Genomic DNA, 15,205 nt, shown 5'->3' with positions numbered 1-15,205 from the left:
TCCCAGGCCCGCGACCGGGCCTCTCCCGCTCCGCCTCGCGCGAACGGTGGACACCGCGCACCCGTGTGCGGTGGACGGGATCCGACACCCGACCTCCGGAGGGTCCGCTGGTGAACTGGGACGGGGGACGCATGGGCCGTGCGTTTCGACGGCGCCGTCGGGACGGAGCCGACGAGGGCGGACCCGAGCCGAACCTGTGCGATGAGAGCGGGGTCCGGGCGGCCTACAGCGCGCACGGCCCCGAGCTGTACCGGTTCGCACTGCGCCAGCTGAACGACCCCGTGGCGGCGCAGGACGCCGTGCAGGAGGTGTTCCTGCGCGCTTGGCGCGCGGCGGACCGGTTCGATCCCGAACTCGCCGGCCTGCGGGTCTGGTTGTTCGCCATCGCCCGGAACGTCCTGGTCGACGAGCTCCGCCGTGCCGCCAGGCGCCCGCTGCCCATGGCGCCGACCGGGAACGGGGGGCTCCCGGACCGGCCGCCCGCCGGGGACGGCCTCGACGAACAGGTGACGCGGTCCTGGCTCGTGGAGGAGGCGCTCCAGCGGATCAGCCGCGAGCACCGGTCCGCCCTGGTGGAGACCTACCTGCGGGGCCGCCCCCACGCCGAGGTCGCCGCCGAGCAGGGCATCCCGGTCGGCACGCTGCGCAGCAGGCTCTTCTACGGGCTCAGGGCCCTGCGCACGGTCATGGACGAGATGGGGGTGGACCGATGAGCGGCGACTCTCACGGCGGGATGCGCGACCTCCTGGGCGCGTACGCCCTGGACATGCTCGAACCCGGCCGGCGTGCGGCCGTCTCCGCCCACCTGGACGGCTGTGCCGCCTGCCGGGCCGAACTCGGCTTCGTCGCCCCCGCGGCCGAACTCCTGCCCCTGGCCGACCCCGACCGGGCTTCCGCGCTCCCGGAGCCACCGCCGGAGCTGGGTGAACGCATCCTGGCGGGCGTGCGCGCCGAACGCCCGGCGCGAGCGCGCGCCTGGCGGATCCGCGGCCCCGTGGCCGCCTGCGCCGCCGCCCTGCTCGTGGGGTTCGGTGCCGGCGCCGCCGCCTGGCACGCCGCGTTCGTCCCGGCCCCGGTACCGCTGGAGGGGGTGGCCACCACGGCGCACGACGACGGGATCAGCGCGGAGGCGGAGCTGGTCCCGCACACGTGGGGCGTGGAGATCCGGCTGACCGGCACCGGTTTCCGGGAGGGGCGGACCTACCGGGCCACCCTCTTCGACGGGTCGGGGACCGCCCACCCCGCGGGCGAGTTCGTGGGGGTGGGGGGCGACCGGATGGTGTGCAACCTCAACAGCGCCCTGCTCCGGCAGGACGCGGTGGGCTTCGAGATCACCGACGAGAGCGGCGAACCCGTGGTCAGCTCCTCGTTCTGAAGGATTCGGCGCACCGGCCGGGGGCGGGGAGGCGCCGCGGCGACCCCGCCCCCGAGGGGCCGCCGCGGCACCGCCATCGTCATCCGGCCGTTCTACCAGGGCTTGGCGTACCCGCGGTCCGCGTCCACGAGCTGGCCGCGGATCGCCCCGGCCGGGAAGGCGGCGGTGTGGGTGTCGGCGTAGAAGCTCGACGGGTCGTCCTCGATCTGGGCCACGGTGAAGCCCGTGCCGGTGTCGTTGCCGTCGGGACCCGTCAGACCGGTGGTGAACGGCCCCTGCATGCAGCCGGAGCTGCGCAGGGTTCCGCGGCCGTCGTCCCGGGGGTCCGGGAACGCCAGGCGCGGCGGACCGAACTCGCCGCCGCCGGCCTGGTGGATGTGCGTGGCGGTCCTGGCGGGGCTCTGGTAGGGCGGGGTGACACCGGTGAACGCGATGTCGTAGCAGATGACGTCCTTGTGGCTGTTGAGCCGGAACTCGAACGTGCCCGACGCTCCGCGCTCGCCGGGGACGGGGTTCCCCTGGCCGTCGATCACCATGTCGGGGGTGGCCTCGACCCAGAACTCACTGGTGAACGCGCGCGGTTCGGGGACCCCCTCACCGGCGTGCGCGGCCGTCCCGGGCACCGCGGCCAGTAGCCCGGCGACCGCCACCGCGTACGCTCCGGCCGTGATCCGCCTCGTCGCTGTCCTCATGTACTGGAATCCCCCCGTGTCACCGGCCGCGAACCGTTCGCGGACGACCGTCCATACGTCCACCCGCGCCCCCGCGTTCACCCGGAGTCACCAAGTCCGGGTAAAATCGCGACCGGCCGCCGCCCCGGCGGTGCCGCCGACGGACGGACCCGGCCCGGCGGGGCCGGAGACGCGCCGACGGTCCTGTCGTCCCCCGACAGCGGGAACAGCACCGCACGCCATGGGGGTCCGCCGTGGCGCAGCGCGAGTCCCTCCCTGTGCGGGGAGGACACCACCGCGGCGGTGGTCGCCTTCCGTGACCACCGGGAGGGTTCCCTTCCGAGGTCTCCGTTCTCGTGGGGAGACCGGGAGCGGCGGGTGGTCCGAAGCCGTGGAGCGGGTGCCGGGAGACACCGGTCTCCCATCCCCCGGTGGGAGATTTCTGGGAGACGGGAACCTCCCGGGACGGCTCCGAACGGCTTCGAACCGCGCCGGAACGCTCTCGGCGGAACCTCCCGACCGCGAAGTCCAGCGGGCGCCGGACGCCCGTCGCGGCGCCCTCCCGGGGATCCACCGGTTCGCCGGGGTCCGGGCAGCCCGGCCGCAGGGCCGGGAACGCCTGGTGGAGGGGACTTTCGGGACATAGGGGGCGGGTATCGGCGTTCGCCGGGTGAACCCGCCCCGGTTTCCCTAGGCTCGCTCGGAAAGATCCCCGAGGAGCCACGATGCCCACTCCCCAGGCACACCCCCTCCCCCGCGACCCGTACCGCAACCTCGTGCTGCTGGCCCTGCTCACGCTGTCCGGCCGCCCGCCCGTCCACGACCTGCTCCAGAGCGCGCACCGCCTGGTGTCCGGAGCGCTGCCGTGGGGGCGGCGCAGCCCGCGCGCGCACGAGTACCCGCGGGTGCGCCTGCGGGTGCTGCGGCGGGCGCTGCGGACCGGACGGCCGCGGCCCCGGCGGGGCTCCGCCGGGCTGCGGGTCTCCCCCGTGGACGGGCCGGGCCCCTTCGAGCGGGCGCTGGAGCCCCTGGACGGGCTCGACCCGGCGGCGCGCGCCGCGTACGCCCTGCTGCGGGTGGAGGCGCTGGCCCCCGAGGAGGCCGCCGCCCTGCTGCGGCGGGCCGGGGCCGCCGACCCGGAGGCGGCGCTCGGCCGGGCGGCCTCGGTGCCCGGCGGCTACCGCCCGCCCGACCCCACCGTGGTGCGGGTCAGCGGACGCGGCGCGCCGCCCGCCCGCGGCGCCCTCACGGCGGCCGGCGCGGGACTGCTGGTCCTGGCGCTGGCCGCGCTGGCGCTGACCTCCTCGGAGTCGCGGCCGGAGCGTTCCGCGCCCGTGGCCGCGCCCGTTTCGGTGACCTACGCCGACGACCCGCAGGCCTGGCGGGAGAGCTTCCGGCTCGACCTGACCGCCTGGCCCGCCCGGGGCGGCGCCGTGGGCGACGGGGAGCTGGCCGACGCCGCGCTCGCGGCCTGGACCGCCCACGACGGGCGTCCGCCGCGCGATCCGCGCCTGGTGTTCGCGGGACGGGTGGACGGCGCCGACGTCGTGCTGCTGCACGACACCCCCTGGACCGCCCGGTACACCCGGAGCGGGGACTCCGAGGAGGTGGAGGTGTTCTCCGAGCCGGAGAACGGGGTGGCGAACTGGCCCGCGGTACGCCTGTCCGAGAGCGCCGAGGGGGTGCGCTACCTGCTGCCGCCGTGGGTCACCGAGGCGGCGTCGGCGTCCCTGAGCGCACCGGAGCAGGGGTGGTCCGAGGTGGCGCGGGACGAGGACGGCGTGACCGCCCCCCTGGCCGGGGACGTGCACTGCGGCACCGGTCCGGTCCTGCGGCTGCGCGCGCCGGAGGTGGCGCACGGACAGCCGTACACGGTGATCGACCTGGGCGGCCCGGCCACCGCCCACCTGGGCTACATGCCCCCGCCGCCCGCCGAGATCCGCCGCCTGGGCCCGCACGAGGTGCTGGACCCCGGCAACGGGTTCGAGCTGTGGGGCGAGGCCGCCTGCGCGGGCGGCCCCCCGCGCGAGCAGGTCGTCACCGCGACGGCGTGGGAGTTCGCCGTGCAGGACCTGCCCGGCGGCGGTTCGGGCCGGTGGGTGTGCCTGCGCTACGGCACCGGCGACGGCGGCGGGCTGGCCCGCGCGCTGCTGGTGGCGACCACCGACGAGGGCACGGAGACCGTGGTGGCCGGGGAGGGCGGGGGCGGCTGGGAGTGCAGCAACCTGGACCGCCAGATCGTGGCGGGCACCTGGTGGCAGGACACCGACGAGCGGTGGCACTACCTGGCGGCGGCGTCCCGGGAGGCCGCCGAGGTCCGGGTTTCGGGCGCGGTCGAGGAGGACGGCGAGGGCCCCGTGCTGGCGGTCCCCGGCCCGCGGCGCGGCGACGGACCGCCCGCGTCCCCGGTCGAGGTGGGTGCCGTCGACGTCCACGGGAACGACATGACCCCGCTCACCGGCTGATACCCGGGGACCGCGCCCCGGCCCGCCCCCGAACCGTCCCGGAACGCCTGCCATTGGCCGATTCCGGACAAGGGCGAGAATACGGACCGGGTGTGTACGCCGGGTGCGCGGGTGGTATCACTGGGGTTGTCGGCCCGTCCGGACGGGAACCGCGTCGCCGTGTGCACCCGCCCGCGACGGCCCCGGGCCGTAGTGAGGGTTGAACCATGTCGATCTGGTCGCGCGGCGACCGCAGGGGAAGGGTCGAAGAGGCCCTTCTCATGCTGAAGGGGCAGGGGATCATCGACGGCCTGGAGATCCTCCCCGCCCACGAGCCCCGGCCCTACCGGGTGCTGCTCCCGGCGGGCCTGGTCCACATGGACGAGGACGAGGCGTCGATGTTCGCCCTGGGCGCCGTCGTCGGCGCGTTCGGCGACATCGCCCGCCACCGGGCCTGAGCCGTACGGCGCCCCGCCCCGGTCAGCCGCGGCCGAGGGTGCGCAGCACCGCGTCCAGCAGCAGGTCGCGCACGAGCGCGCGGTGCTCCTCGGTGTGCGGGACGGTCAGCTCGGCGGTGAACGTGGACAGGCACAGGTTCACCGCCATCTCGGCGAGCGGCCGGGCGGGCCGCCCGTCCCGGGGCAGCTCCTCCACGAACCGGGCGACCTCGACCGCCTCGCGCACCGCCTCGGTCCACGGTTCGACGCGGGCCCGCCACCAGTCGCGCTCGGGTCCGGGCTCGGCGCCCAGGCCGGAGGCGGCGGCCAGCAGGGGGCCGGATTCGAGCCACAGCCCGATCCAGGCGTCGACGAGGCGCCCGAGGTAGCCGTCGACGGTCTCCATGCGGCCGAAGGTGAGGTCCAGCCGGGAGGCGAAGGCGGTGAGCCGCACGTCCACGGCGGCCTGGAGCACCTGGTTCTTGTGGTTGTAGTAGCGGTAGACGGTGGAGCGGTCGATCGCCACGCCCTCGGTGATCTCCTTGTAGGTGATCCTGCTGAAGGGCTTGGTGCGCAGGAGTTCCACGAGGCTGTTCTGCAGCTGGAGCATCCGCTGGGCCGCCCGCAGGCTGCCGCTGGTCCCCCGGCCCGATTCCAGCGGCGCAGTCATGCCCCGCCTCCGTTCGTCTCCGCTCCCCGCGCACCGCGCGCGGACACCGACAGCCTGCCGCAGATCGGGGCGTTTTCCAACACGGTGCGGCCGGCGCCGGAGCCGCCGCCGGGGCCCGCCGCCGGGGGGACGGCGGGCCCCGGCGGGGGTCAGTCCCGGTCGGCGCCGCGGCGGGCGCGGTGGGCGTCCAGGAGGCCGCGGTACCAGTGGTAACTGTCCTTGGGATGGCGGGTCAGCGCGTCGTAGTCCACCCGCACCAGCCCGAAGCGGCGGTCGTAGCCGTAGGCCCACTCGAAGTTGTCGAGCAGGGACCACACGAAGTACCCGCGCACGTCCACGCCGGCGTCGATGGCCGCGCCCAGGGCGGTGAGGTGGTCGTGGAGGTAGGAGATGCGGTCGGTGTCGCGGACCCGGCCGTCCTCGTCGGGGCGGTCCTCCTCGGCGGAGCCGTTCTCGGTGATGTAGATCGGCGGCAGGCCGGGGTAGCGCCGGTCCAGGTCGACGAGCATCTCGGTGAAGGTCTCCGGGACCACGGGCCAGCCCATGGTGGTGTGCCGGACGCCCTCGTAGGCGACCTGCTCGGTGCCGATGTCGACGGCGGTGCGGGCGGCCGGGTCGGGCTCGGTGTGCGGGGCGTCGCGCAGCTTGATGGGCCGGTAGTAGTTGACGCCGACGAAGTCCAGGGGCCGGCCGATGACGTCGAGGTCGCCGTCCCGGCGGTAGGAGTGGTCCGCGAGGTCGCCCCACACCTCCTTCTCGTTGTCGGGGTAGGCCCCGGTGAAGAGGGGGTCCAGCCAGACGCGGTTGTGGAGGGTCCGGGCGCGCTCGACGGCGGCCAGGTCGGCCGCGGAGCCGGTGGCGGGCACGAGGTGGTCCGGGTTGAGGGTGATCCCGACGTCCCCGGCGCCGGCCGCGCGCAGCTCGCCGACCGCCAGGCCGTGGGCCAGCAGCAGGTGGTGGGCGGCGGCCAGGGCGGGGGTGCCCTCGCGGGTGCCGGGTGCGTGGCGGCCGACCGCGTGGCCGACGAAGGCGGTGCAGAAGGGCTCGTTGAGGGTGATCCAGCGGCCGACGCGGTCGCCGAGCCGGTCGGCGACGATGCGCGCGTACTCGGCGAAGCGGTGGGCCGTGTCGCGGACGCGCCAGCCCCCGGTGTCCTCCAGCGCCTGGGGCAGGTCCCAGTGGTAGAGCGTGAGGGCGGGCTCGATCCCCGCGGCGAGCACGGTGTCGACGAGCCGGTCGTAGAAGTCCAGGCCCTCGGGGTTGGGGGTGCCCGCACCGGTGGGCTGGACGCGCGGCCAGGCGACGGAGAACCGGTACAGGTCCACGCCCAGGTCGGCCAGGAGGCCGATGTCCTCGGGGTAGCGGTGGTAGTGGTCGCAGGCCACGTCGCCGCTCTCACCGCGGGCGACCCGGCCCGGGGTGCGGCTGTACGTGTCCCAGATGGAGGGGCCGCGGCCCCCCTCGTGCACCCCGCCCTCGATCTGGTAGGCGGCGGTGGCGGTGCCGAAGAGCAGGTGCGGGGGGAGTTCGGGGTGTTCCATCGGTGGCCTTCCAAGAGCGGGAGCGCTCCCATGCTAGGCCCGGCGATTCGTATTACCAATCCCTTTTCCGTTACAACGAAGAAACACACAGTGACGATCCCCGCGGCTGCGGCCCTCCCGGGTCACCGAACCCTCACATTCGCGCCCGATGCGGAACCCGCGGCCCCTCCCGCACATCGAACCCTCGGCGCACACCTTCCCCCGGACACCTGGAAAGAGACGACGGGCATGGACTGGATCGACTACTCGCAGAACCGGCGTATCAGGGAGCTCCAGGACGACGTCAGCTCCGCCCACTCGATGCTGAACTCCGAGCGCAGGCGGATGCGGTCGGAGCTGTCCAGCCTGCGCGGCAGCCTCGAACAGCGGCTCGACCGCGTCTCGGCCACCCTGGACGCCTTCATCGAGCTCAGCGACCTGCGCGCCACCCTGGCCGTGTTCTCCCCGCACGCCCTGGCCAGGCACCGCACCCTGGCCATGCTCGACGGCGCGGTCCCCGCCGCGCTGGAGCTGGAGGACGTCCCCGACTACTGGCTCCCGCCCGCCGCCCACGGCCTGCACGCGCTGCTGGCCGGCTCCCCCGGCAAGGCGCTGCCGCACTTCGACGAGGCGGCGCGGCGCGACCCCGAGCGGGCCGCGGCCTTCTCCGTCCTGGCCGCCGCGCTGACCCGCGCCGAGTACGCCCGCACCCTGGGCGGGCCCGGCGACCTGCTCCCCCACCTGCCCGCCCCCGACGAGCAGGTCACCCGGGGCAGGCGCGCCCTGTGGATGCTCACCGCGGACGGGTCCCTGGGCGAGGAGGCCCGCGAGCACCTGCTGCTGTCCACCCTGCGCCACTGGGACCGGGCCGGGGCCGAACCCCCCTCGCTCGCCCCGCGCGCCGCCCCCTCCGAGCGGTCCGCCCCCCGCGGGCGCGGGGGCGGCGGCCGCACGGCCGCGGACGGGCAGCTGGCCGTCCGCACCCGGGCCGTGGAGGGGCTCACCGCCCTGCACGCGGACATCGCCCGCATCACCGCGGTGGGCGGGCAGGACGACCACGTGGAGGGGGTGGCCCCCGACGAGGGCAGCGCCGACTTCCTGTCCGAGGCGCTGGTCGCCCTGGTCGGTGAGGGCACCCCCGAGGAGGCCCCGCTCATCGCCCGCGCCAACGAGCTGCGCGCCGTCATCGAGAACGGCGGGGGCGGGCGCACACCCGGCTGGGACGACGGGGTCGGCACCACCGCCGCCCTGCTGGAGCAGGACCTGCACGGCTCCGGGACCGCCCCGCACCGGAGCACGTTCGCGCTGGTGCTGCAGCGGCCGGCCGTGCTGCGGGCCGTGGAGGACCTGGTGGAGCAGGCCTCGGCCCCGCTGCCGGAGACCACCTCCGTCACCGCGCAGGGGGTCCGGGTCACCGTCACCGAGCACGGCGCCACCTCCGAGGAGGCGCTGCGGGCCGAACGGCAGCTGGAGGCCCGCCACACCGCGGAGCACCGGGGCCGCGTCTACATGTGGGGGTTCGCGGTCCTGGCCGGTCTCCTGGTGGTCCTGGGGCTGGTGACCACCGGATCGGCGGTCTGGGTGGTCTGGGTCCTGGCCGCGGGCAGCGCGGCCGGCGCCGTGTGGGCCCACCTGTACGACCGGCGGGAGGCCGAGGCCGTCGCCGAGACGCGCGTGGCCCGGCTGCGGCGGCTGCGCCAGGAGACCGAGCAGGCCGGTCAGACGTGGCGGGCGCGGCTGGACGAGGCCCGGGCCCGGGAGGCCACCGCGCGGTCGCTGGCGGACGACATCAGGGCGCTGATCGACCCGCGTTAGGCTGTGTCCCCCGATCCCGCGCCCCGCACCCGCCCGCCGCCCTCCCCGGGGCACGGGCCGGGGCGGACCCGCGCCGCCCGCCCCGGCCCCCGGCGGACCCGCGCCGCGGGAGCGGGCATCCGGAGGACGGGGCGCCGGGGCGGGGACCCCGGGGCCCGCACGAGTGTGCGAGGGGGGACGGGCATGGGTCTGTTCACGAAGAGGCCGCGGCTGCGCAGCGACCCCGAGGGGGTCTTCCAGGGACCGCTGGCGCACGCGTTCGCCAGCGGCGCGCACATGCCCGTGGCCAACGGCGGGGTCTGGAACGCCGTCCACTCGTCCTGCTCGTGCTGCGACGCGCGGGACGAGCGCGAGAAGCTGAGCTCGGCGTGGGGCATCGACGACGCCGCCGGATGGGAGCGGGCCCTGGCCTCCCTGACGGCGGAGACCGCCCCGCCCACCGCGCTGTCCACCGTGCTGGAGCTGCGTGCGCAGGCGTCGGCGGCGCGCCCCGGGGCGCCCTTCGACGCCGGGTCCTGGCCCGACCTCATCGGGTACTGGTGCGGGGCGCGCAACGCGGCGCGGGAGACCTACGACGCGATGGTGTCCGAGGCCGCCCGGGTGTGGGAGTACGAGGAGCGCATGGTCGCCGACGGGGTGCTGCCCCGGGGGGCGGCGGTGCGCACGGTGCGCGCCTACGACTTCGGCCGGGCGGTCAACCTCGCCCGGTGGGGCGTCAACGCCGGGTACGCCGCCCCCGAGGCCGCCCTGCCCCACATCGTCCGGGCGGGGGCCGTGTCGATGCGCTTCCACGGGTCGTGGGAGGAGATGTCGGCCGGGTTCACCCTGGGCAGGGCGATGGGGTTCGACGACGGCGCCTTCGGGGCGTACTACACGGACTCGGTGAGGGCCCACCGGGTGCTGGTCACGGAACCGGAGAGCCCGTGGCGCAACCTCCCCTGGCGGATGTGAGGGGCGGCGCGGCCTCTCACAGCCAGCCGTTGCGGCGGAAGACCAGGTAGAGGCCGAGACTGGAGAGTCCCATAAGGGCCAGGGTGAGCGGCCAGCTGAACGTCCAGCCGAACCCGGGCGAGGGCGGGATGTTCATGCCGTAGACCGAGGCGATGAGGGTGGGCACCACGAGGATGCCGCCCCAGGAGGACACCTTCTTCATCGCCTCGTTCTGTGCCTGGCCCACCAGGGTGCCGTTGACCGCCATGATGTTCTGCAGCAGCTGGCCGAGCGCGTCGACGCGCTCGCGCACCGCCGCCTGGTGGTCGGCGATGTCGCGCAGGTGGCCGTACAGGCGCTCCCGGTCCGCGGCGTCCCCGTGCGGGCCGGGGCCGCCGTCCCGGTGCTCCCCGGGGGACCGCAGCGGGGCCATGAGCTCCTCCAGGACCCCGCCGAGGGGGTCCACCGCGCGCTGGAGGAGGATGACCTCGCGGGCCAGCCGGTAGGTGCGCCGGGAGGAGCCCCTCGCGCCGGCGAACACCTCGCCCTCGACGTCGTCGATGTCGTCCTGGAGGGCGGCCACGGTCGGGGCGTAGGCGTCCACGACGTGGTCCAGGACGGAGTAGAGGACGGCCAGGGGGCCGCGGGCCAGCAGCCGGGGCCGGTCCTCCAGGCGCCCGCGCAGGGCGTCCAGGTCCAGCTGCTCCGTGTGGGCGATGGTGACGACGAAGTCCGCGCCGGCGAAGACGTGGACCTCCCCCACGCGCACCGCCTCCGCCTCCTCGTCGTATCCGGCGGGGCGCAGCACGGTGAACAGGACGTCCCGGTACAGCTCGGCCTTGGGCCGCTGGTGGGCCACGACGGCGTCCTCCAGGGCCAGCGGGGGCAGCCCGAAGGCGTGGGCGAGGTCCTTGAGCTGGTCCCGGCCGGGGTCGGTCAGGGCGATCCAGGCCATACGGCCCCCGCCCGCGGCGACGGCCTCGCGCGCCCGGGCGGGGGTGTCGGCCGAGCCGTCGGGGCGGCCCTCCCGGTAGAGGCGTATCCACATGCGGCCGGGCGGGGTGTCGGCGGGCACGGCGGCGCCGTCCCTGCCCAGGGCCAGGGTGCGCTCCGGCGCGGGCAGGCCGCTGCCGAAGTGTTCGTGGGGTCCCGTCGCTCCCGTGGTCACGGAGGTCCCTCCCGTCGTCGGTGGCGTCGCCGTGCACGATCCTGGCCGCCCGCGGGCGGCGGGCGCACCCCGACACGCCAGCGGACGGCGCCGGCGTGCCCGCGCCGGCCCCGGGCGCCGGGGGCACCCGGCCGGGCCCGCGCGCAAGGCCCACGGGATCGCGCACGCAAGGACACCCGCACGGCCCTCTCCGTGCGGCGGGCCGACGTCGTCGCATGCGCGGGGGAACCGCCCCCGGCCCTACCCGGACGAAGGGCCGACGGGATCGCGCACGCAAGGGGCCGGGACCCCGGCACCCGGCCGGGCCCGCGCGGCGTCGCCCGCGTGCTCACGGCCCGTCGGCGGGCAGGCCGGAGGCGCGCAGGGTGATGTTGAGGCGCCCTTCCAGGCCGGCCCCGGGCGGGGCGGTGCCGGGCCGGGTGCGGGGCACTCCGTGGTACGCCAGGCGGGAGGGGCCGCCGAACACGAACAGGTCGCCGCTGCGCAGCTCCACGTCCGTGTAGGGGCGGGTGCGCGTCTCGGTGTTGCCGAAGCGGAAGACGCAGGTGTCGCCCAGGCTGAGCGAGACCACCGGCTCCAGGGCCGCCTCGTCGCGGTCCTGGTGCATGCCCATGCGGGCGTCGGCGCCGTAGAAGTTGACCAGGGCGATGTCGTAGGGCGGGGCCCCGTCCGCGGGAGGGGCTCCGTAGGCGGCCTCCACCGCGCGGGCGGCCAGCTCCCCCAGCTCGTCGGGGAAGGGCGGCACGGGGCCGCCGCCGGGCAGGGTGCGCGCGTAGGAGAACGGTTCCCAGAACCAGCCGAGCGAGGTCATGGCCACCGACATGCGGCCCCCGCGCGGCATGGCGTGGTGCCGCATCCCGCCGGGGCCGGACGCCCACGCCCGGCAGCGCCCGACGAGGGCGGCCTGGCGCTCCGGCGGCAGCCACCCGGGCAGGTGGACGGCGCCCGGGGCGACCTGCACCGGGGGTCCTGCGAACAGCGCGTCGCTCATGCCCCCATGCTGGCGGACCGCGACGACGAACGCACCCCCGCCGGGGCGGGGGTGCGTCGGGGCGGAGCGGGTGTCAGCGGCGCATGAGGTCGCGGATGTTGACCACGAGCAGCAGCACCACGATCGCCACGACCGGGACCGTGATGGCGATACGCCAGTTGACGACGAACGCCACGACGACGCCCACCACCAGGCCGACCACCACCGCCAGGACCGCCAGCCCGGTCAGGTACTGGAGGAACTTGCGCCGGGCGATCGAGTCGACCGCGGCGAAGGCGACGACGACGCCGATCATCGCGTAGAAGGTGAACTGCCCCTCCAGGAGGAACAGCGGCAGCGCGAGCGCGATCAGCAGCAGCGGGGTGCTCAGCGCCACCCACAGGTGCAGGAAGCGGGTGGTGCGCTGCTGCCCCGACGAGTAGGGCAGGTGCGGGGCCTTGAGGTGCTCGGTGGGCCGGGGCACCAGGGGGGTGTCCGAGGCCAGGGCGCGCTGGTGGGCGTCGCGCTCGTCGGCGGTGAGGACGCGCTGCTCGTAGACGCCCGCCAGCTCCTTCTCCAGGGCGGCGATCTCCTCGGCGTAGGCGCGGGCGCGGGGCCGGGTGTTGGCCTCGCGGGCCAGGACCATGCGGGCGGAGTCGAGCTGGCGCAGGTGGTCGCGGCGCTTGACGATGTCGGCGTCGAACTCGCGGATGCGCTCCTCCAGTCCCATGACGTGGGAGCGCAGCTCGGCGCGGGCGGCCGTCTCGGTGGGGGCGACCTTCTGCAGGCCCACCCAGGCCAGGGGGTCGGCCCAGGAGCGGCGGATGGTGCCGTCGCGCTCGTAGCGGGGGCCGCTGGGGGCGCGCTCGCCGTCGAAGAAGTCGCGGGTGTCGCGGCCCCACAGGCCGCGGAAGCCCTCCACCCAGGGGGTGTCGTCGTCGATGACGACGGCGTTCCAGGCGCGGTCGCCGCCCGGGCCCAGGCGTTCGCCGTCGCCGCGGGCGTAGTCGACGAAGGGGACGCCGATGCCGTGGCGGTTGATGGCGCTGTCGGCCCGGAAGATGCGGTGGGTGATCCACTTCCAGATGTTGAGCACGCCGCGCAGGACGGAGGGGTCGACCTGGATGAGGTAGTCGCCCGGGAGCATCTGGTGGGAGTGCGAGCCCGCGCCGACGTAGATGAGGGGGTGGTGTCCGTCGCGGTGCAGGTCGGGGTCGTTCCAGCTGCGGCGCAGGTCGTCGCCGTGGTACTCGTGCGAGGAGGCGCCGACCCAGACCGGCCGGGTGGTGCCGTCGGGGTTCTCCACGACGTAGACGGTGACGCGCTCCCAGTCGGCCTCGTGGTCGTTGACGCCGCCGTAGATGGTCCTCCAGTCGTTCATCGCGTAGAAGAACCAGTACTGGAGGATGATGTAGCCGCCCTCGCGGGTGACCCGGCCGTAGTAGGTGGCGTTTCCGTCGTCGACGCGCTCGCGGTAGCGGGTCACGGCGGCGAAGGTGACCCCGCCGGGGACCGCGCCGCGGATGAGCAGGGAGAGCTTCATCAGGATGTCGAGGATGCGGCCCAGGACGCCGACGGCGGCCAGGCGGCCGCTCTTGGGGATGACGGTGCGCGCGATGCCCTTGAAGCGGCGGGCCTCCTCGCGCAGGGTCTCCTCCTGGACGAACCGCAGGTGCTTGTGGCGTCCGGGCCACTCCTCCTCCGCGGTGGCCAGGCGGTCGAGGTCGAGCTCTCCGGCGGGGACGATGACGCGCTCTCCGCCGCCGGGCTCCTCGATCCACAGGCTGCAGTTGCGTACGTAGGCGTCCACATCGGCGGGGAAGAAGAGTTCTCCCTCGGTGCACATGAGCACCGGTTCGTGGGCGCGGAGGAGTTCGAGATCAGTTTTCGCAGCCATGGTCGCGCCAGATTAGTGCATGTGGCAGGGCCGTTAGTCACTCTGCGGCGGGCGGGCCGGGGCCCGCCCGGACGGCCGCCGGCCATCATCGCAGCTCGGAGCGGAACCGGGCCCCCGGGGCCCGTCCGGACGGCCCCGCGGCCGCCGCGCAAGGGCCGCGCACTGTGGCGCGGATCACCACCGGGGTCCGGGGGCGACCGCGCCGGGCGAGGGTGGGTGCGCCCCACCCACCCTCGCCCCTGTCGGCCCGGGCCGCGGCCGCCTAGCCTGGGGCCATGGGCACTGACGAAACCGCCGGGCCCCGGTCCCGGACCACCCTGGAGGGGTTCCTGCGGGCGCGCCGGGACCGGGTGCGCCCCGAGGAGGTCGGGCTGGCGGGCACCGAGCGCCGCCGGGTGCCCGGCCTGCGCCGCGAGGAGGTGGCGGTGCTGGCCGGGGTCAGCACCGACTACTACACGCGCCTGGAGCAGGGCCGGGAGCGCCACCCCTCGGCCCAGGTGCTGGACGCGCTGGCCCGGGCGCTGCTGCTGGACGAGGAGGCGGCGGGCCACCTGCGGCGCCTCGCCGACGCCCGCGGGGGCCGGCCGCGGGGCCCGCGCCGCTCCGAGCGGGTGGACCCGCACCTGCTCCGGCTGCTCGGCCGCTGGGCCGACACCCCCGCCTTCGTACTGGGCGGCACGCTGGACCTGCTGGCCCTCAACGGCCTCGCCCGGGCGCTGTACTCCGGGTTCGCGTCCACCGGCAACCTGGCGCGCATGACCTTCCTCGACCCGGCCGCACGCGTGTTCCACCGCGACTGGGACCGGGCCGCCGCCTCGGTCGTGGCGGAGCTGCACAAGGCCGCCGGGACGCGTCCGGACGACCCGCGGCTGGGCGCCCTGGTCGGGGAGCTGTCCCTGCGCAGCACGGAGTTCCGGGTCCTGTGGTCGCGGCACGAGGTGCGCGGCAAGGGCCGGGGCACCAAGGCGCTGCACCACGCGGCGGTGGGCGACCTGGAGGTGCACTACCAGGGCTTCACGGTCAACGGCGCCGACGCCGGGGGGCAGCAGCTGATCGTCTACCAGGCCGAGCCGGGGAGCCCCTCCGAGGAGGCGCTGGCCCTGCTCGGCTCCCTGCACACCGCCTACCGCGCGGACGAGGGGTCGGAGCGGGACACCGGAGCGGCCTCCGGCCGGGCCTGAACCCCGGGCGGACAGGGCCGCGCCGGGCGCGTTCACGCGCCGTCCCGCGGGCGCCGCCGGGGGGTGCGGAACTCCGCGCCGGGCACGGACCCCCGGCTATTCCCCGGTTCCCGAAAGAGTGTTAACG

General features: G+C 75.7%; 13 protein-coding genes. 7 read left to right on the top strand and 6 right to left on the bottom strand.

Annotation, left to right across the window (positions count from 1 at the left end):
- Window positions 1-110: 110 nt before the first annotated feature.
- Both BUE45_RS28405 and BUE45_RS28400 read left to right on the top strand, forming a co-directional pair.
- A complete protein-coding gene (locus BUE45_RS28405; RefSeq protein ID WP_245833514.1) occupies window positions 111-713 on the top strand; it encodes a sigma-70 family RNA polymerase sigma factor in 603 nt (200 codons plus the stop codon).
- The gene (locus tag BUE45_RS28400; RefSeq protein WP_073383994.1) at window positions 710-1,375 is read left to right on the top strand and encodes an anti-sigma factor family protein; all 666 of its coding nucleotides are present in this window, start codon (window positions 710-712) and stop codon (window positions 1,373-1,375) included. The genes BUE45_RS28405 and BUE45_RS28400 overlap by 4 nt, the downstream gene beginning before the upstream one ends.
- Before the next feature lie 92 nt (window positions 1,376-1,467).
- Here BUE45_RS28400 and BUE45_RS28395 read toward each other — a convergent pair whose 3' ends face one another.
- Window positions 1,468-2,067 (bottom strand): CHRD domain-containing protein, encoded by a 600-nt coding sequence (locus tag BUE45_RS28395; protein ID WP_084738039.1) that lies wholly within the window; start codon window positions 2,065-2,067, stop codon window positions 1,468-1,470.
- Between the two features lie 704 nt (window positions 2,068-2,771).
- Here BUE45_RS28395 and BUE45_RS28390 point away from each other — a divergent pair.
- Both BUE45_RS28390 and BUE45_RS28385 read left to right on the top strand, forming a co-directional pair.
- Window positions 2,772-4,511, top strand: a complete 1,740-nt coding sequence (locus BUE45_RS28390) for a hypothetical protein (RefSeq protein WP_073383993.1) — start codon at window positions 2,772-2,774, stop codon at window positions 4,509-4,511.
- A gap of 206 nt (window positions 4,512-4,717) precedes the next feature.
- Complete coding sequence (locus BUE45_RS28385) at window positions 4,718-4,948, top strand: hypothetical protein (RefSeq protein ID WP_073383992.1); 231 nt, start codon at window positions 4,718-4,720, stop codon at window positions 4,946-4,948.
- A 22-nt stretch (window positions 4,949-4,970) separates the two neighbouring features.
- Here BUE45_RS28385 and BUE45_RS28380 read toward each other — a convergent pair whose 3' ends face one another.
- Together BUE45_RS28380 and BUE45_RS28375 are read right to left on the bottom strand one after the other, a co-directional pair.
- Window positions 4,971-5,537 (bottom strand): TetR/AcrR family transcriptional regulator, encoded by a 567-nt coding sequence (locus BUE45_RS28380; protein ID WP_073384012.1) that lies wholly within the window; start codon window positions 5,535-5,537, stop codon window positions 4,971-4,973.
- A 209-nt stretch (window positions 5,538-5,746) separates the two neighbouring features.
- Entirely contained in the window at window positions 5,747-7,138 is a 1,392-nt protein-coding gene (locus tag BUE45_RS28375; protein WP_073383991.1) for a GH1 family beta-glucosidase, read from the bottom strand.
- Window positions 7,139-7,366: 228 nt separating this feature from the next.
- On the opposite strand from BUE45_RS28375, the gene BUE45_RS28370 reads away from it, so the two are divergent.
- Together BUE45_RS28370 and BUE45_RS28365 are read left to right on the top strand one after the other, a co-directional pair.
- Window positions 7,367-8,932 (top strand): hypothetical protein, encoded by a 1,566-nt coding sequence (locus BUE45_RS28370; RefSeq protein ID WP_073383990.1) that lies wholly within the window; start codon window positions 7,367-7,369, stop codon window positions 8,930-8,932.
- Window positions 8,933-9,115: 183 nt separating this feature from the next.
- Window positions 9,116-9,883 (top strand): DUF1266 domain-containing protein, encoded by a 768-nt coding sequence (locus BUE45_RS28365; RefSeq protein ID WP_073383989.1) that lies wholly within the window; start codon window positions 9,116-9,118, stop codon window positions 9,881-9,883.
- A gap of 16 nt (window positions 9,884-9,899) precedes the next feature.
- Here BUE45_RS28365 and BUE45_RS28360 read toward each other — a convergent pair whose 3' ends face one another.
- The 3 genes from BUE45_RS28360 to BUE45_RS28350 form a co-directional block, all read right to left on the bottom strand.
- Entirely contained in the window at window positions 9,900-11,030 is a 1,131-nt protein-coding gene (locus BUE45_RS28360) for a magnesium and cobalt transport protein CorA (RefSeq protein ID WP_245833510.1), read from the bottom strand.
- 328 nt (window positions 11,031-11,358) lie between these two features.
- Window positions 11,359-12,021 carry an alpha-ketoglutarate-dependent dioxygenase AlkB family protein gene (locus tag BUE45_RS28355; RefSeq protein WP_073383988.1) on the bottom strand — a complete coding sequence of 221 codons (663 nt, stop codon included), beginning with the start codon at window positions 12,019-12,021 and terminating at the stop codon, window positions 11,359-11,361.
- A gap of 73 nt (window positions 12,022-12,094) precedes the next feature.
- Window positions 12,095-13,897, bottom strand: coding sequence for a hypothetical protein (locus BUE45_RS28350; protein WP_073383987.1), 1,803 nt, complete (start codon window positions 13,895-13,897; stop codon window positions 12,095-12,097).
- Window positions 13,898-14,172: 275 nt separating this feature from the next.
- Here BUE45_RS28350 and BUE45_RS28345 point away from each other — a divergent pair, with 275 nt between their 5' ends.
- Window positions 14,173-15,078 (top strand): helix-turn-helix domain-containing protein, encoded by a 906-nt coding sequence (locus tag BUE45_RS28345; protein ID WP_073383986.1) that lies wholly within the window; start codon window positions 14,173-14,175, stop codon window positions 15,076-15,078.
- Window positions 15,079-15,205 lie beyond the last annotated feature (127 nt).

It is taken from the genome of Nocardiopsis flavescens (assembly GCF_900141985.1).
Classification (GTDB): Bacteria; Actinomycetota; Actinomycetes; order Streptosporangiales; family Streptosporangiaceae; genus Nocardiopsis; species Nocardiopsis flavescens.
The sequence above is the reverse complement of the archived record's forward strand: the minus strand, read 5'-3'. Positions and strand labels throughout refer to the sequence as shown.

Bases quoted from the DNA above. Each gene is read 5' to 3' on its own strand.
- BUE45_RS28385 (WP_073383992.1), top strand. From the start codon at position 4,718: ATGTCGATCTGGTCGCGCGGCGACCGCAGGGGAAGGGTCGAAGAGGCC.
- BUE45_RS28350 (WP_073383987.1), bottom strand. From the start codon at position 13,897: ATGGCTGCGAAAACTGATCTCGAACTCCTCCGCGCCCACGAACCGGTG.
- BUE45_RS28370 (WP_073383990.1), top strand. From the start codon at position 7,367: ATGGACTGGATCGACTACTCGCAGAACCGGCGTATCAGGGAGCTCCAG.
- BUE45_RS28375 (WP_073383991.1), bottom strand. From the start codon at position 7,138: ATGGAACACCCCGAACTCCCCCCGCACCTGCTCTTCGGCACCGCCACC.
- BUE45_RS28395 (WP_084738039.1), bottom strand. From the start codon at position 2,067: ATGAGGACAGCGACGAGGCGGATCACGGCCGGAGCGTACGCGGTGGCG.
- BUE45_RS28355 (WP_073383988.1), bottom strand. From the start codon at position 12,021: ATGAGCGACGCGCTGTTCGCAGGACCCCCGGTGCAGGTCGCCCCGGGC.
- BUE45_RS28345 (WP_073383986.1), top strand. From the start codon at position 14,173: ATGGGCACTGACGAAACCGCCGGGCCCCGGTCCCGGACCACCCTGGAG.
- BUE45_RS28390 (WP_073383993.1), top strand. From the start codon at position 2,772: ATGCCCACTCCCCAGGCACACCCCCTCCCCCGCGACCCGTACCGCAAC.
- BUE45_RS28365 (WP_073383989.1), top strand. From the start codon at position 9,116: ATGGGTCTGTTCACGAAGAGGCCGCGGCTGCGCAGCGACCCCGAGGGG.
- BUE45_RS28400 (WP_073383994.1), top strand. From the start codon at position 710: ATGAGCGGCGACTCTCACGGCGGGATGCGCGACCTCCTGGGCGCGTAC.
- BUE45_RS28380 (WP_073384012.1), bottom strand. From the start codon at position 5,537: ATGCTCCAGCTGCAGAACAGCCTCGTGGAACTCCTGCGCACCAAGCCC.